Annotated in this window: 20 protein-coding genes; 10 read left to right on the top strand and 10 right to left on the bottom strand. The window is 48.8% G+C overall.

All coding sequences use genetic code 11. The annotated features are described in order from the left end of the window. The first annotated feature begins 1 nt into the window (after position 1). Both GGR41_RS08645 and GGR41_RS08640 read left to right on the top strand, forming a co-directional pair. Positions 2 to 907, top strand: coding sequence for a hydroxymethylglutaryl-CoA lyase (locus GGR41_RS08645; protein WP_167661483.1), 906 nt, complete (start codon positions 2 to 4; stop codon positions 905 to 907). 3 nt (positions 908 to 910) lie between these two features. Continuing rightward, complete coding sequence (locus tag GGR41_RS08640; RefSeq protein ID WP_167661482.1) at positions 911 to 1,369, top strand: hypothetical protein; 459 nt, start codon at positions 911 to 913, stop codon at positions 1,367 to 1,369. Positions 1,370 to 1,374: 5 nt separating this feature from the next. Here GGR41_RS08640 and GGR41_RS08635 read toward each other — a convergent pair whose 3' ends face one another. Further along, a complete protein-coding gene (locus GGR41_RS08635) occupies positions 1,375 to 2,058 on the bottom strand; it encodes a YggS family pyridoxal phosphate-dependent enzyme (RefSeq protein ID WP_167661697.1) in 684 nt (227 codons plus the stop codon). A 399-nt stretch (positions 2,059 to 2,457) separates the two neighbouring features. Here GGR41_RS08635 and GGR41_RS08630 point away from each other — a divergent pair, with 399 nt between their 5' ends. The 5 genes from GGR41_RS08630 to GGR41_RS08610 all read left to right on the top strand — a co-directional run bounded on the left by GGR41_RS08630 (position 2,458) and on the right by GGR41_RS08610 (position 6,893). Continuing rightward, on the top strand, positions 2,458 to 3,747 hold the full coding sequence (locus tag GGR41_RS08630; protein ID WP_167661481.1) for a Glu/Leu/Phe/Val family dehydrogenase: 1,290 nt from the start codon (positions 2,458 to 2,460) through the stop codon (positions 3,745 to 3,747). A 124-nt stretch (positions 3,748 to 3,871) separates the two neighbouring features. Further along, positions 3,872 to 4,657: an ABC transporter ATP-binding protein gene (locus GGR41_RS08625; protein ID WP_167661480.1), complete on the top strand. Its 786-nt coding sequence runs from the start codon at positions 3,872 to 3,874 to the stop codon at positions 4,655 to 4,657. A gap of 15 nt (positions 4,658 to 4,672) precedes the next feature. Continuing rightward, positions 4,673 to 5,476 carry a transporter substrate-binding domain-containing protein gene (locus GGR41_RS08620; RefSeq protein WP_167661479.1) on the top strand — a complete coding sequence of 268 codons (804 nt, stop codon included), beginning with the start codon at positions 4,673 to 4,675 and terminating at the stop codon, positions 5,474 to 5,476. Between the two features lie 20 nt (positions 5,477 to 5,496). Next, complete coding sequence (locus tag GGR41_RS08615; protein WP_167661478.1) at positions 5,497 to 6,210, top strand: ABC transporter permease; 714 nt, start codon at positions 5,497 to 5,499, stop codon at positions 6,208 to 6,210. After that, positions 6,207 to 6,893, top strand: coding sequence for an ABC transporter permease (locus tag GGR41_RS08610; RefSeq protein WP_167661477.1), 687 nt, complete (start codon positions 6,207 to 6,209; stop codon positions 6,891 to 6,893). Before GGR41_RS08615 ends, GGR41_RS08610 begins: the two co-directional genes overlap by 4 nt. Positions 6,894 to 6,915: 22 nt before the next feature. Here the strand turns inward: GGR41_RS08610 and GGR41_RS08605 are convergent, their stop codons facing one another. From GGR41_RS08605 to GGR41_RS08590, 4 genes are all read right to left on the bottom strand, one after another. Then, on the bottom strand, positions 6,916 to 7,905 hold the full coding sequence (locus tag GGR41_RS08605) for an asparaginase (protein ID WP_167661476.1): 990 nt from the start codon (positions 7,903 to 7,905) through the stop codon (positions 6,916 to 6,918). Between the two features lie 40 nt (positions 7,906 to 7,945). Next, positions 7,946 to 8,899 carry a pseudouridine synthase gene (locus GGR41_RS08600; RefSeq protein WP_167661475.1) on the bottom strand — a complete coding sequence of 318 codons (954 nt, stop codon included), beginning with the start codon at positions 8,897 to 8,899 and terminating at the stop codon, positions 7,946 to 7,948. Positions 8,900 to 8,914: 15 nt separating this feature from the next. Further along, positions 8,915 to 11,539, bottom strand: coding sequence for a TRAP transporter permease (locus GGR41_RS08595; RefSeq protein ID WP_167661474.1), 2,625 nt, complete (start codon positions 11,537 to 11,539; stop codon positions 8,915 to 8,917). Positions 11,540 to 11,670: 131 nt separating this feature from the next. After that, positions 11,671 to 12,645, bottom strand: a complete 975-nt coding sequence (locus GGR41_RS08590; protein WP_167661696.1) for a TAXI family TRAP transporter solute-binding subunit — start codon at positions 12,643 to 12,645, stop codon at positions 11,671 to 11,673. Positions 12,646 to 12,764: 119 nt separating this feature from the next. Between GGR41_RS08590 and GGR41_RS08585 the strand changes: the two genes are divergently transcribed. Then, positions 12,765 to 12,920 (top strand): hypothetical protein, encoded by a 156-nt coding sequence (locus tag GGR41_RS08585; protein WP_167661473.1) that lies wholly within the window; start codon positions 12,765 to 12,767, stop codon positions 12,918 to 12,920. A gap of 31 nt (positions 12,921 to 12,951) precedes the next feature. Here the strand turns inward: GGR41_RS08585 and panB are convergent, their stop codons facing one another. Continuing rightward, positions 12,952 to 13,779, bottom strand: coding sequence for a 3-methyl-2-oxobutanoate hydroxymethyltransferase (gene panB / locus GGR41_RS08580; protein WP_167661472.1), 828 nt, complete (start codon positions 13,777 to 13,779; stop codon positions 12,952 to 12,954). Positions 13,780 to 13,828: 49 nt separating this feature from the next. Here panB and GGR41_RS08575 point away from each other — a divergent pair, with 49 nt between their 5' ends. Next, a complete protein-coding gene (locus GGR41_RS08575) occupies positions 13,829 to 14,671 on the top strand; it encodes an aldo/keto reductase (RefSeq protein ID WP_167661471.1) in 843 nt (280 codons plus the stop codon). Here the strand turns inward: GGR41_RS08575 and GGR41_RS08570 are convergent. The 3 genes from GGR41_RS08570 to GGR41_RS08560 all read right to left on the bottom strand — a co-directional run bounded on the left by GGR41_RS08570 (position 14,668) and on the right by GGR41_RS08560 (position 16,877). Then, complete coding sequence (locus GGR41_RS08570; RefSeq protein ID WP_167661470.1) at positions 14,668 to 16,104, bottom strand: MFS transporter; 1,437 nt, start codon at positions 16,102 to 16,104, stop codon at positions 14,668 to 14,670. The two genes, GGR41_RS08575 and GGR41_RS08570, sit on opposite strands and share 4 nt — an antisense overlap. A gap of 111 nt (positions 16,105 to 16,215) precedes the next feature. Further along, positions 16,216 to 16,530: an SMR family transporter gene (locus tag GGR41_RS08565; protein WP_167661469.1), complete on the bottom strand. Its 315-nt coding sequence runs from the start codon at positions 16,528 to 16,530 to the stop codon at positions 16,216 to 16,218. Further along, positions 16,527 to 16,877 carry a DMT family transporter gene (locus GGR41_RS08560; protein ID WP_167661468.1) on the bottom strand — a complete coding sequence of 117 codons (351 nt, stop codon included), beginning with the start codon at positions 16,875 to 16,877 and terminating at the stop codon, positions 16,527 to 16,529. The genes GGR41_RS08565 and GGR41_RS08560 overlap by 4 nt, the downstream gene beginning before the upstream one ends. Before the next feature lie 114 nt (positions 16,878 to 16,991). Between GGR41_RS08560 and GGR41_RS08555 the strand changes: the two genes are divergently transcribed. Continuing rightward, on the top strand, positions 16,992 to 17,900 hold the full coding sequence (locus GGR41_RS08555) for a LysR family transcriptional regulator (protein WP_077734020.1): 909 nt from the start codon (positions 16,992 to 16,994) through the stop codon (positions 17,898 to 17,900). Between the two features lie 217 nt (positions 17,901 to 18,117). On the opposite strand, the gene rpoH is transcribed toward GGR41_RS08555, so the two are convergent. Next, complete coding sequence (gene rpoH, locus GGR41_RS08550; protein WP_077734021.1) at positions 18,118 to 19,023, bottom strand: RNA polymerase sigma factor RpoH; 906 nt, start codon at positions 19,021 to 19,023, stop codon at positions 18,118 to 18,120. Positions 19,024 to 19,271: the final 248 nt, after the last annotated feature.

The following is a 19,271-nucleotide window of genomic DNA, read 5'->3' as shown; positions in this document are numbered from 1 at the left end:
CATGCATTATCCCAAAGCCGTTAAACTTGTCGAGGTCGCGCCGCGCGACGGTCTTCAAAACGAGAAAAATTTTGTACCCACCGCCACAAAAATAGAGCTCGTCAATCGCTTGGCGCGCGCGGGTTTTCAAAACGTAGAGGCGGCTTCTTTTGTATCGCCTAAATGGGTGCCCCAAATGGCAGATGGCGACCAAGTCATGGCAGGCATAGAGCGCCTTGATGGGGTGGTGTATTCAGCGCTCACTCCCAATCTGCGCGGCTTCGAGGCTGCCTTAGCGGCAGGCGCTAACGAGGTAGTTATTTTTGGTGCCGCTAGCGAAGCCTTTTCACAGCGAAATATTAATTGCAGTATTGCTGAGTCCATCGAGCGTTTTATTCCTGTTGCCCAAGCCGCGCACGCCGCAAAGATTCGATTGCGTGGTAGTATCAGCTGCGCATTAGGGTGCCCCTATCAGGGGGAAACCGCCATTGCAACAGTAGTAGATGTCGTAAAACGTATGCAAGACTTAGGCGTTCAGGAATTCGACATTGCCGATACCATTGGGGTAGGCACGCCTCTTAAAACAGCGCGTTTACTGCAAGCGGTCGCTGAAATTATCCCTTTAGATCGCATCGCTGGGCATTTTCATGACACCTATGGTCAAGCGCTGGCCAATATCCTAGCCGCCCTTGACGTTGGCGTCCATATTTTCCATAGCTCAGTAGCAGGCTTGGGGGGCTGCCCTTATGCAAAAGGCGCCACAGGCAACGTTGCCACCGAAGACGTAGTCTACATGCTGCACGGTATGGGCATTCACACAGGTATAAACCTAGACGACTTGGTACAAACAGGTGCCTGGATTTCCGAACAAATCGGCAAACCCACCAACAGCCGTGCAGGCCGTGCATTATATTTAAAAAACACCTAGTTTATGAACCCAGCCCTAAGCCCTGAACAGCAACAGCTTTTACTTAGTCTCAATTTACCTATACGCGGGCGTTCTTGGCCTAAACCCATTGCACTGATGGCTTGGGCAGTTATTGCACTGATCGGGCTGCGTCTAGGTTTTATTGCAACGCACTATGGCGATCAAGTCGCCACTAGTATTATTGCCTGCGTGGTGCTCGCCTTTTGTGGCATGATTGTGGTGGCTTATTTTATGCTAGTAGGCCAAACCACTATTACGACGGCAGGCATCCAACAGGAATGGATTCTTAAACGCGAGCTACTTTGGCAAGATCTAAAGTTCGCCAAATTTGTGCCACTTTTTTTCTCAAAGCGTTTAATTTGTTTTACTAAGCGCGGGCGCCCTATCGTATTTCAGGGCGCAAGCCCCGAGCTACAGGTAGCGTTTGCACAAATAGCTTTAGCTCATCGGCGTCACATCTAACTATCTTATGGGTTATCGCGTTCACCAAACAAAGCCGAGCCAACACGTATATCTGTGGCGCCTTCGGCAATAGCCAACTCGAAATCGCTACTCATACCCATTGATAAGCGCTGGATATTAGCATGTCCTTGTGCCAAGGCCTGATCACGGAGCTGCCTTAGCTGAGCAAAACAACGTCGTACCTCGTTCGCGTCGTTGGTTTGGGTGGCCATGGTCATTAAACCTACCGGCTGCAGCCGATGGCATGACTTAATTTGCGTTAAAAAACCCAATAGCTCAGCGGGCTCTAGCCCAGATTTGCTGGCCTCACGTGCTGTTTTGACTTGAATAAAGACCCTTAAGCTACGCTGCTCGAGCTCGAGCCGTTGCTGTAGGGCCTGAGCCAAAGCCAGCCGGTCTAATGACTGTAGTTCGCTGGCATAGCGCGCAATCTCTTTGGCTTTATTGGTTTGAACATGCCCAATCATTACCCAATCTACATCAGAGCGAGTGAAGTGGCTGACGCGTTCACGTAAGTCTTGAGCGCGACTTTCCCCAAAACGGCGCAGACCTAAATCGATGGCCTGCTGTACGCGGTCATGACTAAAGGTTTTACTGACGGGTAATAGTCGGACGGTTGAAGCATCGCGTCCGGCTTGATCACACGCCTGTACGATGCGCTGCTGAATCGCCTGTAATTGCTGCTGCATGACTGCCCTATCTAAAGCTAAAACATCTATTTTACCAAAGCCCTGCTGATCGTTAAGCCCATTTGGGATCATCCAAACGATTAACACCTGCTTAACCCTAGATTTGCTGTGTTACAGGCATTTTTAGGTTATGCTCAAACTTGACATAACAGCGACACACACTACAATTTGCGCCTTATGTACAAAAAAATAGCGTTTTTTTAGGCCTGAAGTATCAATAAAACGTGACAATCATGCTTAATTAACGTTAAATTTATTTTTGCTGTTCAGTAGTAACAGCATTCTCTTTAAGGCGATACACCACACAACTCGTAGACCCAACTTTGCTGAATGGGTCTTATTGCCGTGGTTGTTTTTTGCTTCCCGTAGACCTCCGCATAACCGCAAGAGGATTGATTAATGAATCAGCCAACTCAACACGATCTACCTACTTACTTAAACCCCGACGATCTTGGTCCTTGGGGCATTTATTTAGAACAGGTGGAGCGTGTGACTCCCTATTTGGGTAAGCTGGGGAAGTGGGTTGAAACCCTTAAACGTCCTAAACGTATTTTGACCGTCGATGTTCCCGTAGAACTCGATAACGGAACGATTGCTCATTTCGAAGGTTACCGCGTCCAACACAATATGGCACGCGGTCCCGGAAAAGGGGGCGTACGTTATCACCAAGATGTCACCTTATCAGAAGTCATGGCCTTATCTGCCTGGATGTCTGTTAAGTGTGCTGCCGTAAATGTGCCTTTCGGAGGCGCAAAAGGTGGTATTCGTATCAACCCTCGCAACTACTCTCAAAAGGAGTTAGAACGTGTCACTCGCCGATACATCAGTGAAATAAGTCTGATTATCGGACCCGATCAGGACATTCCAGCTCCAGATGTTAATACAAATGGTCAAACCATGGCATGGATGATGGACACCTATGCCATGAAGACAGGTCACCTAGCCACCGGCGTTGTTACTGGCAAACCGATTTCTTTAGGCGGCAGCCTAGGTCGGGTCGAAGCCACAGGCCGTGGTGTATTCACAGTAGGCGTTGAAGCAGCGCGTGAATTAGGTTTGGATCTAACCGGTGCTCGCGTTGTTGTTCAGGGCTGTGGTAATGTGGGCGGCATTGCTGCGCTCTTATTCCACGAAGCCGGTGCTAAAGTCATCGCCCTTCAAGACCACACCGCCAGCATTTATGCTGAAAATGGTCTAGATGTTCCTACCATTTTAGCGAGCAATAACCCAAAAGTTGGTTTGGTCGGCAGTAATGCTGGCGAAATCATCAGTGCAGACGAATTCTGGGAATTAGAGTCAGACATTCTTATTCCTGCGGCTTTGGAAAACCAAATCACCGCAAACAATGCCGACCGTTTACGCACAAAAATTGTTATTGAGGGTGCCAATGGCCCTACTACTCCCGAGGCGGACGATATTCTGGCCAGCAAAGGCATCCTCGTCATCCCCGATGTGATTGCGAATGCCGGTGGTGTGACCGTTAGCTACTTCGAGTGGGCGCAAAACTTCTCCAGTTATTTCTGGGAGGAAGACGTGATTAACGAGCGTTTGGGCAAAATGATGCGCGAGGCTTATCAAGCCACCGCAGCCGTTGCTAAACAACACAACGTCACCTTGCGCACTGCCGCTTTTATTTCGGCCTGTAGCCGTATCCTAGAGGCTCGTGAGCTACGTGGCTTATACCCCTAAGCCCTCTACTGCGTCATAACGCATCAAAAACCGCCCTCTTGTCGGGATAATCCCGACAAGAAGGCGGTTTTAGTTCTAAAGCTGTTTATAATGTGTCTTTTAACTCTAAACCGCGGCCAAAACAGTGACCGTTTCAACTGATTCTGCTGCTTGCGCTGTGCAGGTACGTAATATCCATAAAGCCTTTGGCGACGTCGAGGTCCTTAAAGGCATCTCGTTTCATGCTCACCAAGGAGATGTGCTTTCTATTATTGGTGCTTCCGGTTCCGGAAAAAGCACGCTACTACGCTGTATCAATCATCTCGTCATCCCAGATCAGGGTGAGGTCCAAATTGGTAAAGACGTCTTACGTACACGCGCCAAGCGCAATGGCCAAATGGTCAGCTCAGATCCAAAGCTTCTTGAGCAGGTTCGTGCCCGTTTAGGCATGGTGTTTCAAAATTTTAATCTTTGGTCGCATCGCTCTGTACTGCACAATGTGATCGAAGGCCCCGTGCATGTAAAAAAAATTGCCAAGGCTCAAGCTACCGAATACGCTTTACACCTACTCGCTAAAGTCGGTCTTGCTCACAAGGCCGACGCCTATCCGTCTGAACTTTCCGGTGGACAACAACAGCGCGTTGCTATTGCACGTGCGCTGGCGATGGATCCTGATGTGATGCTCTTTGACGAACCCACTTCTGCTCTGGATCCAGAAATGGTGGGCGAGGTGCTACGCGTGATTCGTCAGCTTGCCGAAGAAGGCCGAACCATGATTCTGGTCACCCACGAGATGCAGTTTGCTCGCGAGGTCTCAAACCATGCTATTTTTATGCACAACGGCATATGCGAAGAGACTGGTGCGCCTGCAGATCTCTTTGGCAACCCTCAATCGGCGCGTCTACAACAGTTTTTACAACCTTTGGCTTAGGTTTAGGAGATCTAAATGAATATCAAAAAAACCCTAATCGGGGCAGGTTTAGCCCTGTTTAGTGTCGCGACCTTGGCGGCCACATCTTATAAAATTGGTACCGAAGGCGGCTACCCCCCTTGGTCTATGGTGGATGCTGCGGGTACGGTCACTGGTTTTGACGCCGATGTGGGTGCAGCCCTCTGTAAGCAACTGGATGCTGACTGTCAGTTTACCGTGCAGTCCTTCGACAGCCTTATCCCCTCGCTAAGCGCCAACCGCTTTGACTTAATTATCTCAGGTATGTCATACACCCCTGAGCGCGCCAAACGCATCAACTTCAGCTTGCCTTATGCCGTAGAAGACGCCATTTTTATCCTTAAAAACGACGCCGACGGTATCAAAGCTGGTTCGGCCGATGCTATTTACGATAGCCTCGAAGGCAAAACCATTGGTGTTCAGGGCGGCACTACCCACGGCGCATTTTTAGCCAAAGTTGCCCCTAAAGTCACTATCAAAGACTACGAGACACTGGATCAAATGCAAATTGACCTGGATGCGGGTCGTTTAGACGGCACGTTTGCGGATCTTACCTCTCAGTCTCGCTTCCTAAAGCAAATGAATAACAATGACTTTGCTCTAACAGAAACAGTCATTAAAGGTTCCTCAGACCCCGAGGTTCTAGGCTATGGTATTGCCATTGGTATTCACAAAGATAAAACTGACCTAAAAGAAAAAGTCGATGCTGCTTTGTGCAAACTTATCGAAGACGGCACGATCAAAACTGCTAGCCAAAAGTGGTTTGATATCGATATTACCAACTACGACGCTTGCAAATAATCACTAAATAGCCCATTACGATGCTGGAAACCTTATTACGCATCTTCAACGAAGGCTGGGGATGGATGTTTTTGCGTGGCCTTTCCATGACCTTATTTATTTCGGTCTTTGGGATGGCGTTAGGTGTCATCATCGGCGTTGCCGGTGCCAGCATCAAGCTGTACGGCCCGCGGTGGCTTAGCGGGCTTGTCAGCCTTTATACGACGATTACGCGTAGTATCCCCGAACTGCTTATTATTTATTTGCTTTTTTTTGGCTCAGTGCACTCGATGGCAGATTTGGGTGCATGGCTTCAAGCCGAAGACCTGATCAACAAGTGGTTTCCGGCTGCCATTGGCATCTTAGCCATCGGCTTAATTGCAGGCTCGTATAGCGTAGAGGTATTTCGCGGCGCTTTGCAAACGATTCCCGAAGGCCAAATCGAGGCGGCCAAGGCCATTGGTATGTCTCCCTTCATGCGTTTACGTCGTATTACCTTGCCGCAAATGGTGTGGTATGCCTTGCCAGGGTGTAATAACGTCTGGCAAACCGCACTTAAGGACACCGCATTGATTTCATTAGTCGGCTTAGTTGAAATTATGCGTGCCGCGCAACTGGGTGCTGCCGCTATGCGCGAACCCCTTGCCATGTATTTAATTGCTGGCTTTTTGTTTTTTATGATTGGTATAGGTAGCCAAGCTCTCTTTGTTGTGGCTGAGCGCCATTCAGGTAAAGGCATGAGGGCCGTCGTATGATGAGCTGGGACGAATTCAGTCACACGGTTAGCGTCCTTTGGAAAGGCTTTGGGCTGACGCTTTATATCGGTCTATGGGGCATTGGACTCTCTTTACTGGTGGGTGTCACCTTAGCCTTAATGCGTCTTTCGCCTAATCGTCTTTTTTCCAACTTTGCCTTTGTTTACAGTACCATTTTTCGAGGCACACCTTTATTGGTGCAGCTTTTTTTGCTGTATTACGGGGTGGGCATGATTGGCTGGGTTAAACACGTTCCATGGCTCTGGTGGCTATTTAGTGATGGCACCCGCACTGCTATTTTGGCTATTGCCCTAAATAGTGGGGCCTATGTAGGCGAAGTATTCCGCGGTGGCTTTCAGTCCGTACCTAAAGGCCAAATCGAGGCAGCCCAAGCCATTGGCATGAGCGCTTGGCAATGCTTTAAACGCGTTCGTTTACCTCTTGCAATTCGACAAGCCTTGCCAGCCTACAGCAATGAAATCGTAATTTGTATCAAAGGCACGAGCTTGGCCTCGACCATTGCGGTGCTTGAGCTCACCGGCTATGCTCGCCGTATTATGAGTCAAAACTATGCCATTGTTGAAACCTTTGTGATTGCAGGTTTGTTGTACTTGGCTATTAATTTCAGTTTGTTAGCTATTGTGCATGTGGTTGAACGCCAGCTTATGCACAAACGCGGTTAACACCCTGCTCAATCATAGCGTTTTAATAATAGCGCAAGTAATACGCTAGCTCATCTCGGCTAGCCTGCTGCGCCAAAGCCAATGCAACAAGCGTTCGCGCTGCTACCGCGTGCAACTGGTGCGCCGGCAAGGTATGAAACTGTGCATCTTGCTCAGAAGGGCTAACCGCACCATTCAAAATACGACTAGCTCGTACACATACTACATGGTGTTCATAACAGTACAACGCGCCCTCGCGTGCGGCAGGACTTAAGCTGCCATTCCCCAAGGTAGCAATTACCACGGCCCGGCTTCCCCCTTGTGCACAGGCTTTGTACAGACTAGGCTGGGCACCCACGTAATCCATCACAATATCGACTTGAGGTAACTGAGGCTGTGCCGGTAGATGCAACGTGCTCTGAACCCCAAATGGCCGACATGGCAGGGCATTAATATATACATTGCCTTGACTGACCAAGCCCACGGGGCCCATTGCAGGCGAACTAAATGCATCAGGCACCGAAGTATGGGTTTTTTGGACAAAGCGAGCACTATGCAGGGTGTCATTTAACAACACCAAGACCCCAACACCATGGGCTTCGGGGTGGCTAGCCACAAGCACTGCATTAAATAAGTTTAATGCGCCGTCGGCGCTTAGGGCCGATGCTGGGCGCATCGCCCCCGTCATCACCACCGGTTTGGTGCTTTTTAAACACCACTGCAATAGCAGCGCGGTTTCCTCTAAGGTATCGGTACCATGAGTAATTACCACTCCATCTATGTCATCACGCGCTATTACGTGCTGCACTTGAGTGATGAGCTGGTGCTGAAGCACAAAAGTCATATTACGGCTATCGATATGACACACCTCATGTACCTCGATATGCGCCAACTGCTCTAGCTCGGGCACGGCCCGAATCAACTGTTGGGCTGACTGATCTACCTGATAGTCCCCTAAGGTAGTTTGGGTAGATGCACTCGCTGCAATCGTGCCCCCTGTAGTCACAATAGCAATGCGTTTTAAGCTAGACATAGCAAGCTCCTAAAGAAAAAGAATGACGAAAAATGGGCCATCATGTTTTGGGTAAATAGCTTAAGCATTGTTGACTACAAAACTGACGCTGTTGCTGGCTAACCGGATCAATAAACGCAATAGAACGCGCTAACAATTGCAATGGCCGCGAGAAATCATCAGGTGCCAAAAAAGCTTGGCCAGGAGGGTAATAACTATCATTCAAGATAGGGATACCCATGCCTAGCAAATGCATACGTAGTTGGTGCTTGCGCCCCGTCATAGGATGCAAAATATAGTGTGATAACGGCCCTATTTGCTCGTCGTGCCAAGACTGGGCTACAGCAATTTGGGTTTGACTATTAGGGGGGCCTTTAGCCTCTTGCATTAAAAACTGCCCTTTAGGAGCAATCAACCGACTTTGATAACACAGGGGAAACTGCCAAGTCGGATGGGTAGCAGCAATTGCCTCGTATTGCTTATAAATTTTTTGCTCTTGGAATAAACGTTGGTAAGCCCCACGTAAACTCGGCGTACGACAAAATAATAAAACCCCAGCTGTTTCTCGATCTAGACGATGCAAAGGCGTAATCTGCGCCTCGTTGAAGTGCTGGCGGACTCGGACTAGTGCTGTCTGTGTTAGGTACTGTCCACCAGGCGTAGAGGCTAAAAAATGCGGCTTATCCACAGCAATAAGGTGCTTGTCGGCATACAAAATAGGCATCTCAAAGGGAACAAGGACCTCGTTGGGAACGGCTCGGTAATACCATAACCACTGGTTGGCTTGATAAGGATGGTGCTCACAGACGGGCTGCCCCGAGCTTGTGACAATATCACCTTGTGCTAAGCGTTGACGCAAATCGGCAGCAGCGACATGCGCAAAGCGCTCGAATAAAAAAGCGCCTATAGTAGCCCACTGACCAAGTGGTAGCCAGACGCGACTTGGAGCTACCCCGTTTTTAATAGGCAGAGGGGCTAATAGCCCCTCTGTGTTTTGCTTTACCGCGTTTTTCATACAGCCCCAATTTAACTACACCGACTGTCCCGGCTGTAAAATAGGTTGGGGTTCAGTGCGTAAACGAATGCCCTGACGCCACCAAACAAAGCCTATCAAGAATAAAGCCGGAAGAAAGAGTAAATACTCAGAAGGACGATCAGGATTGGGTTTTTGTACCGAGACCACATCCCACCCTTGTTCCCATCCTGAGCGACGTGCTTGGCTACCAAAGCCAACATTTGAAATTTGCACCCTATCGCCCAACGTCATTATACCCACTCCCATATCAGAGAGGCGTTTACGTCCGGCCTCAGGGCCACGTAAATCCGCAGCATCCCCAGGCAGTGCCCCAAGCGGTACGGCTACTGTTTTACTTAGCTCATCGCCCTCGATATTCATCCCCTCGATTTTAACTACTATGGGGTCGCCTGGTTTAAGATTTGCCGCTACCTCATAGATCTGCGAAGCGGGTACTGCCGTGTATTTGGGTGCAATATAATCCATAAACCAATCGGGGCGAAACATCATAAAGGTGACGAGTAAACACACAATAATTTCTAAAGCGGTTGAGCGTACACGCATCCACCCCATAGTGGCAGCAGCAAAAGCCAATGAACCCACAATAGCACCCGCCACCACCACAATTAACTCGAAGGGGCCGTCAATGCCTATCAACAAGAGTAATGGGTTAAATACAAACATAAAGGGCAGCACCGCGGTACGAATGGCGTATTTAAAGCCCTGTATGCCAATGCGTAAGGGGTCTTCGCCTGCAATGGCTGCTGCAGCAAACGTTGCCAACCCCACCGGTGGCGTAATATCGGCCATTAGGCCGTAATAGAACACAAACATATGTACGGCAATAAGTGGAATAACCAGCCCATTTTGCGCACCTAGCTCGACCACTACAGGCGCCATTAAAGTCGCCATCAATATATAGTTAGCGGTGGTCGGCATACCTAAACCTAAGACCAAACATACTACTGCCGTAAAGCCCAGCATAATGAGCACATTACCCATGGAGACCAGCTCGACAAAAGCTGTCATGCGTAGCCCTAACCCCGTTAGGGTAATAGCACCCACAATTAACCCTGCAGTACCACATGCTAGGGCAATACCAATCATGTTTCGGGCCCCTGCTTGTAAACCACCAAAAGTGTCTTTGAAGCCTTCGACTAAGGGGGCACGTATAGATTGTTTACGGAAAAAAGCCTGTAGCGGTTTGCGTGTGAACATGAGCACAATCATAGCGACCACCGCCCAAAATGCCGATAGGCCAGGCGAAAGGCGCTCGATGGTAAGACTCCATACTAAAATCCCGATGGGGATCAAGAAAAACAAACCGGTGCGCACGGTAGCCCATACCTCGGGACGCACTGGATCCGTCACACTGACAGTTTCAGGTAAGTCATCGTAGCGTGAAGCCATACCTACCAAACCCACATACAGCACCACCAACAAACTAACCAAAATACCGAATGCATACTGTGGTACCAACTGCTGTGCTCCCACCCCTACCCAGTAGACCAAAGCAATAACTATCGCTGTACCCGAAACGCCCATACCTATACGACTTATCTTTTGCAATAAGGTGCGCTCTTTGGCTACCCCTAGCATGGGCTGTATCCCTAGTTTTAAGGCCTCTAAGTGCACAATATAAAACAGAGAGATGTACGACAACATAGCCGGTAGCAAAGCATGTTTAATAATTTCCGTGTACGGAATGCCTACGTATTCAATCATCAAAAAAGCAGCAGCCCCCATGACAGGAGGCATAATCTGACCATCGGCCGATGCCGCTGTTTCGATCGCGCCGGCTCGCACCCCGCCATAGCCAGCACGTTTCATGAGGGGGATAGTGAAAATACCTGTGGTCACTACGTTTGCGGTTGACGAAGCCGACACCATTCCGTTAACCGCTGACGACATGACCGCCACCTTTGCTGGCCCGCCACGTAAATGCCCCAACAGTGAAAAAGAGACTTGCATCATGTAGTTACCCGCCCCACAACGGTCTAGCAGAGAGCCCAACATGACAAAAATAAAGATATAAGACACCGAGACACCCAGTGCAACGCCAAATACCCCTTCGGTGGTTAGCCACATATGCGACGCCAAGCGTTCTATCGATGCACCGCGGTGCGCCAAGGCGTCGGGTAACCACGGCCCCAAAAACACATATAAAATAACCACAGCACCCAGTGCCGTCATAGGTGCCCCCAAAGCGCGGCGAGTGGCCTCGAGCAACAACATCAACCCAATACTGGCAGTGACTACATCCGTGGTGGTGGGAATACCTGGGCGCAAGGCCAGATCTTTATAAAATAAGAATAAATAAGCACCACAAAACCCTGCTAGTAAAGCCAAAATCCAATCATAGATCGGAATGCGTTCACGATTGGATTTTTTACTAGCAGGAAAAGCCACGTAAGCCAAAAACATGGCGATACCTAGATGCAGTGCTCTGGCTTCGGTATCGTTAAAAATAGCGAAATGAAAAGTAAAAGGAAGCGGAGATGCATACCACAACTGAAAAAATGCCCAACATAACGCCACAGCAAAAACAATGGCGCCAAATACACCTGTTGTTGTGCGGCCGCCGCGGTCAACTTCCTCGACCAGCTGTTGCAGTTCGTGTTCGATAGGCGTGGTGCTCATAGTACATCCTTTAAACAGTTAGACGCACGGCTAGGTAATACGGGCTGCCTTTTTAGGGCAGCCCGCTAGCGACTTGAGGTTGGCGCTGAAGCTTTAGCAGAAGGCTATGCCAAAGCGCGCACTAAATGGCATTAGAGTAGACCTTGCTCTTTGTAGAATTTTTCGGCGCCAGGATGTAACGGCGCAGACAAACCATTTTTTACCATGTCTTCTTTGACCAAGTGACTCAACGCAGGGTGTAAACGTTTGAAGTCTTCAAAGTTATTAAAGACAGCTTTAACTACCTCGTAGACCACGGCATCGTCAACGTCTTCGGATGTAACAAAAGTAGCTAGTACCCCATAGGTAGGAACATTGTCTGGATTGCCGGGGTACAAACCACCGGGAATTTCAACTTTGGCGTAATAGGGATACTTTTCGACAAGACCATCCACGGCTTCACCTGTTAATGGCACAATTTTGGCGCCACATGTGGTGGTGGGGTCTTGGATGTTAGCCGATGGGTGACCTACCCCATAAAAGAACCCGTCAATTTTGCCATCGCACAGAGCCTGACCGTGCTCGTCAGGGCGTAGCTCGGAAGCCAAGGAGAAAAAACTATTGTCTGTGCCCATAGCAGCTAACAGCTGCTCCATAGAGGCGCGGGTGCCCGAACCGGGGTTGCCCACGTTAAATCGTTTGCCTTTTAGGTCAGTAAATTGTTTTACCCCACTGTCTTTACCCGCCACCACTGTAAAGGGCTCGGGATGGATAGAGAACACCGAACGTAATTTTTTGTATGCTCCTGAGTCCGTAAACTGACCCTCGCCATTATAGGCGTTGTAACCGACATCGGATTGCACTACACCCAGATCAAGCTCGCCAGCTTTGATGGTGTTGACGTTGAAAACAGAGCCACCCGTGGACTCGACCGAGCAGCGCACGCCATGGTCGGCGCGGTCTTTGTTAACTAGACGACAAATTGCGCCCCCGGCGGCATAGTAAACGCCGGTTACCCCCCCTGTACCAATACTGACAAATTTTTGTTGGGCAGCGACAGGTAAAGGCGCCAACATCATGGAACATAGCGCAGCGCCTAGGGTTAAGGTTGTGCCTTTAGCACGCATGTATTGGGTAAAATATTTACGCATTATGTTCTCCTTGGGTAGCGACGAGTTTCGCCGTCTTACTATAAGTTGTTTTAATATTACACCTTAACTACGGAAACGAACGGGGGAGTTACCCTATGCATTTCGCCCAAGAAAAAATAAAAAAACTGCCTCAACCCTTTGATTTACAAAGTCTTGAGGCAGTTTTTTGCTTTTTCCGTGCAGTTGATTTATCAAATCGCGCGGAAAACCCCGCCGTTCAGGGCGGGGAGGATGTCAAAAAATACGTTTAACCGTACAGAAATCGGTTCTGGCAGGGTCATCTTAAGCGTTGCGCTTTACCCCAAAACAATGTTCTAGGCCAGGAAACTGACCCCCACGCACCTCGTCGGCATAGCGCTGGGCGGCTTCTTGGATAACAGCGCCTACGTCTGCGTAGGGCTTTGCAAAACGTGGGATACGCCCGCCACTAAGCCCTAGTATGTCTTCGGTTACTAACACCTGACCATCACACGCTGGCGATGCGCCAATGCCAATGGTGGGTATTTCTAACTCTTCGGTAATACGGCGTCCGAGTGATTCGGCCACCCCTTCAAGTACTACAGCAAAAGCCCCTGCAGCCTGATGGGCTTTGGCATCGTCTAAAATACGTTGCGCGGCCTCGTCGTTCATGCCTTGGGCTTTAAACCCGCCCATCGTGTTCACATACTGAGGCATTAACCCCACGTGTGCTAGCACCGGTACACCGCGCTCAACCAAGAAACGCGTCGTATCAGCGAGAGCAATGCCCCCTTCTATTTTCACTGCTGATGCTCTACTGCGCGATAGTAAAAAGGCTGCATTTTCAAATGCCTGCTGTGGTGACACCTGATAGCTGCCAAAGGGCATATCAATGACGACACAGGCTTGCTGAGTCGCATTCACGACTGCTGCACCGTGATCGGCCATTTGTTGTAGAGTAATGCTTAAGGTATCAGGCATGCCATAGCCGACCATAGCGGTCGAGTCACCGACTAAAATCAAATCCAAAGCCGGATCAATCAAGCGCGCAATAGGGGCAATATACGCGGTTAAACAAACAATTTTTTTATTGCCCTTATACGCCATAAGTTCGGGTACGCTACGGCGTTTGACTTCACTATGTACACTCATTCCAACCCTCTTTAATAAACGAAAACAAAAAACAAACTGGAGCTTTTTTATGCAACTTAGCCCTTTAGTTCACTTTTATAACGGTCACTCTGCGCCTCAGTTAGGTTTTGGTGTTTGGCAAATTCCTAACGAGCAAACGGCGGATGCCGTACAAGCGGCGCTGGAAACGGGCTACCGTTTAATTGACACCGCTGCGATTTATGAAAATGAACAAGGCGTGGGCGCTGGCCTAGCTACGAGTGGACTGACTAGACAAGACTATTTTGTCACCACCAAAGTCTGGAACGACAGCCATGGCTCTGAAGCGACTCGCGTTGCTTTTTTTAATAGCCTAGAGCGCCTGAATTTGGACTACGTCGATATGTATTTGATCCACTGGCCCGTGCCAAAAAACAATCTGTTCGTAGAAACATGGGAAACACTTAGGCAGCTGCGTGATGAAGGGTTAATTAAACACATTGGTGTGTGTAATTTCAACGCTAATCACTTAGATACATTGATCAAAGAAACGGGTGAAAAACCGGTGGTTAACCAAATTGAGTTACACCCTGGTTTTCAACAGCACGCCATGCGTGAATATAATGCGAGTCACCAAATTCAAACACAAGCCTGGAGCCCAATGGGATTAGGTACGCTCTGGGATAACCCGACTTTAACGGAAATTGCCCAAAAGCACCAACGAAATGTCGGCCAGATTATGCTGCGCTGGCAACTAGAGCTGGGCAATATGGTGATTAGTAAAAGCGTTAGTCCTGAACGCATCCGTAGTAATTTTGATGTATTGAATTTTCGCTTGGATGCGCACGACATGGCTGCTATTGCCGCATTAGATCAGGAACAAGGCCGTTTGGGCCCTGACCCTGAACTGTTTCGTTTACCTAAAGCGCTTTAGGCATCGGCAGGCGGCTCGGTGGGCTGTCCAGCCTGACGGGCCGCTTTAGACACGCATACAAAAATAATTGGCATTAAAGCAAAACACAACAGTAACCACGATGCCGAGCGCTGAGCACCCGCTAGCGTGCCGGTATTAAACCCTGCCGATGTCGTGATCATGCCAGCTAAAGCAGCACCAATAGACATGGCATACATTTGCAATGTGGTGATGGCCGCTGAGGCCATGTTTTCCTGCCCCGGTTGGGTAGATAAGAAAACTCGGGTCGATAGATGCGGCCAAATCATCCCCACCCCTAGCCCCACACCAAATAAAGGAATGAACATCACCCATGTCATATGGTGATGTAGGCTGAGCGCCTGCCAAGGCATTAGCACCCCTAAGATAGCCAAACATAAGGCGGAAAGCAGCGGCGAAATAATCAACAACTTGTTCGCAAACTGACGACTACGGCCTGACATTAAAATAGAGCCGGTCGTCCACCCCGCTGACATCAGTGCTGTCATGTAGCCCGCCGCAAAGGGACGAATACCGTGAATATGCTGTAAAAAATACGGAATAAAGACTTCGCTAGTGACCCCGATACTCATTAAGCCAATGCCCGCGTATAAACTACCTAGCGGCTGTTTTAAGGAGTAGGTGCCCGAAGGAAATAATGGGTTATTGCCGTTTAAATCATCGCGCGCGATGCCGTATATAATGCTAACGACTACCACCAAGCACAGCATCATCAAGGGCCAAGAGGTCGTTAAACTGCCAAAGGACAGCACCAACACCGATAAGGTAAGTAATACAATTTTTAAAATAGGTGTCTGTACAAGGCGCGACTCACGCTGCTCTTGCTTTGTTTTGAGTTGTGAGTTAACCAGTAAAGCCACGCCCACCGCTACCGGAACCGTAGACCAAAAAGCCAAGCGCCACGCCCCACTTTCTGCAAAAATGCCCCCTACTGCGGGGCCAGCCAACGTAGCTACCCCCCACATACTGGAAATAAGTGCCATGGTGCGCGGCCAGAATCGCGGCGCGAACACCATACGCACGGAAGCAAAGCTAAGCCCTAATAACAACCCACCACCTAGACCTTGTATAGTACGTGCAACCAGCAGTAAGGTCATAGAGGGAGTCATGGCTGCGCCCATCGAACCAAGAATAAAAATTAAAATGGCGCTGAGGTATGAACTACGTAAGCCCAAGCGCGCAATAGCACTTGAAGACAAGGCTGAGCCTAAAATCGAGGCGGCTATGAAAAGCGTGGTATTCCATGCATAGTACTCAAGCCCACCTAAGTCTTGGACGACTGAAGGCATAATGGTGGTAACGATATACACATTAATAGCATGCACCACCACACCGCCACATAAAGCGACGGCACGAATACCATTTTTACCAGAAAATAGCTCAGACCACGAAGCGGTTTGCTGAGACGTTGACATGGGCGGCCCTTAACCAATACGCATTAATGAAAACAAGCTGTATTTTAATACAGGCCAGCCCTTAACGCACAGAAAGACCTTAAAACCATGAGTACCTGTGGTTATAGTGAGTTAAGCCTGCATCAACACCACAGCTAGAATCAAAATCGCCAGCCCCAATACAATGGTGCGATTCATAGGTTGACCTAAAAAAAACCAGGTCGCAACCGCCGTGCCAGCAATCGACAACACCCCCCACACGGTGTACGCCACAATTAAAGGCATACCCTGAACAGCGAGCGCCAGAAACGCAAAGGCGGCCATAATTAACACCACAGCCAGCACACCCCAACGCTTTTTCTTAAAGCCATCTGAGACGCTTAACGCCATATTAGCCAAAATATCGAGCACGACGGAGCCGAGCAAGTAGGCAACGTAGAGACTCACACCGCCTCCTGTACTGCCTCATCTGCTTGGTGATAGCCATGGTGCACCACCATAATGCCTATCAATGACAGCACAATGCCAACTAACTGTAAGGGGGAAATTTGCTCTTGGAGCCAAAGAAAAGAAACGCCAGTGATAAGTACCATGCCTAGACCTTCCCAGGCGGCATTAGCAAAGGTAACGGAGATCCGTCGTGTGGCTTGACTGAGTAGTAAGTAAGAAATACCTACTGTAGACATAGCGATAAGGGTACCCATTAGGACATGCCCTTCACTACTAAAAACTTTCATTAACGAGGTGCCTAAGACCTCACCTACAATAGCTAGCGTCAAAAAGACCCAATGCATAAAAAACGTCCGACTACAGAACGCTCCATAAAATGAACATATATCTATGCTAAAAGATTTTTATTATTTGATAAAATCTCTGAGCATCAAATAAATTGTCACTAAAGGTAGGCTATGCGTATTGAGCATATAGAATATTTTGTAGAAACAGCACGGTTGGGGTCGATTGTTAAAGCCGCTGCTAGCCTAGGGCGCCAGCGCAGCACAGTGAGCATGGCCATCGCCGCCCTAGAGGACGAGCTTGGGGTCGCGTTGTTTGATCGCACTGGAAACAGTTTGGAATTATCCGCTCTAGGGGAAAGTATTCTTGAGGATTGCCACCGTCTACTTAGCCTGCATTTGGGAATAAAACAACGCTGTTTAATTGGGGATCACTCGCAGCGCCAAGAATTACGCATTGGTCGAGACGATGCCCTTTCAGAAACCTTTTGGCGGCAAATTATTCTGCAATTACGCCAGCGCTATCCCCATTTAAGTCTAAGCATGCGTTTTGCCTCCTCCGATGAATTACCCGACCTGGTACGACAACAGCAGCTTGACATTGCCTATGGCCTAACAGAAAACCTCTACGACCCGGCTGAAGGACTATATAGACGGATTGTAGGCAGAATTACCATGCGCATGATGATTGCGCATAATCACCCCTTAAGCCTTTTGCAACACGTAACAGACAGGGATTTACGTTCATTAGCGCAAATAACCTATATGGATAGCTCTAATCAAGAACGCTTTCATATGGAGCATGTGGGTAGTGAGCGCATCGCCCTGAGTAGTTTTGAGTTAGTTAGGGATGCAATTCGCGATGGGCTAGGATGGGGCTATGTCCCTGAACCCTTACTGCAGTTAGAACAGCGTGACGCCCAAGAATTAACGCCACTGCGTCATGGTTTGATGGTGACGGGCTACCCGTATTTAGTTTACAGCCGCGAAACCTTACTGAGTCCCGCACGCCAATCTCATCTTTTATCAGAGGTAAATGATCTGGTGGCTCAGGCCATGCAACAATTAGGCGCCCAAGCCTAATACATACACTAAAAAAAACCCTCCCGGGGAGGGAGGGCAAATCTTTGAATGTTGGGGCACATTCAACGCCTGACTCTTGGGTAAGGAGAAGCCAAGACAGGCTACCAACTACTAGGCTTACAGCTACAAGGGGTTTAACTAGTAGTCGGTAGTAATTAGTCTAGTGGAAATAAAAAGAGTTCCAAAAAAGAAATGAAACGCTTTGTAAAGCCATTTATTAGGCAACCTGGGCCTCGAGAAAACCACGTAACTTTTTCAGGGCAGCGGTTTCAATTTGTCGGATACGCTCGGCTGAGACCCCGTATTCGGCAGCCAGCTCGTGCAAGGTAGGACCGCGGTCGTCTTGAAGCCAGCGGGATTCAATAATATGTTTAGAACGATCGTCTAGACGAGCCAAGGCGGTTTCTAGGCCTGGGCCTTGTAATTGGACTTGAGCGCGTTGTGCTAAGACATTGGAAGGCTCGAGTTCGCCTTCATCGGATAAGTAAGAAATAGGGGCAAAAACGGCATCGTCATCGTCATTGCCGTAAGGGGCCTCGAGAGCCATTTCCGCACCCGACATGCGTAGCTCCATTTCGGCTACGTCTTGGGGTCGAACGTTTAGCTCGCGTGCGATGCTATCGACTTGTTCAGGGTCTAGCGTTTGCCCGTCTTCGGGCGACATACGACGCAAGTTAAAAAACAGTTTACGTTGGGCTTTAGTGGTTGCTACTTTAACTAAACGCCAATTGCGAATGACGTACTCGTGAATTTCGGCTTTGATCCAGTGCACTGCAAAAGACACCAATCGTACACCACGATCTGGGTCAAAACGCTTAACTGCTTTCATGAGGCCAATATTGCCCTCTTGGATGAGGTCTGCATGGGGAAGGCCGTATCCAAGGTATTGACGCGCAATTGACACCACCAAACGTAAGTGCGACATGATCAGCTGGCGAGCCGCGTCGAGGTCGCCGTCTTTTTGGAGACGACGGCCTAAGTCTTGTTCTAGCTCTGCGCTGAGCATGGGCTGTTGATTTACTGCCGTAATATAGGCTTCGATGGTACCCAACGCGCCGGGGTTAGATACCGCTGCTGCCAGTTGTTGATTCGGTAGAGCCAATGTGGTTGTACCTTGGGTCATATCGTTTCCTATAAAATGATGAGTTGATTTCAAATAACACACCAAATAATAATTGTCTAACATTACGATTTTAGCATTGTATTGTGGTGAGTGCTAATACTCATTACTAAAACCAATTTACACTGTATTTGAGCAAAAAACGCGCATAAAGTTCCCTTTTAAGCCAAATTTTATGTTTTTTTACATCTTTTGTTATTTTGCATGCATGTGGCTTTTTATGAACAAAAAAGCCGAACCAGTGGTTCGGC

Origin of the sequence: Paenalcaligenes hominis (assembly GCF_011927625.1) — a bacterium.
Classification (GTDB): Bacteria; Pseudomonadota; Gammaproteobacteria; order Burkholderiales; family Burkholderiaceae_B; genus Paenalcaligenes; species Paenalcaligenes hominis.
The sequence above is the reverse complement of the archived record's forward strand: the minus strand, read 5'-3'. Positions and strand labels throughout refer to the sequence as shown.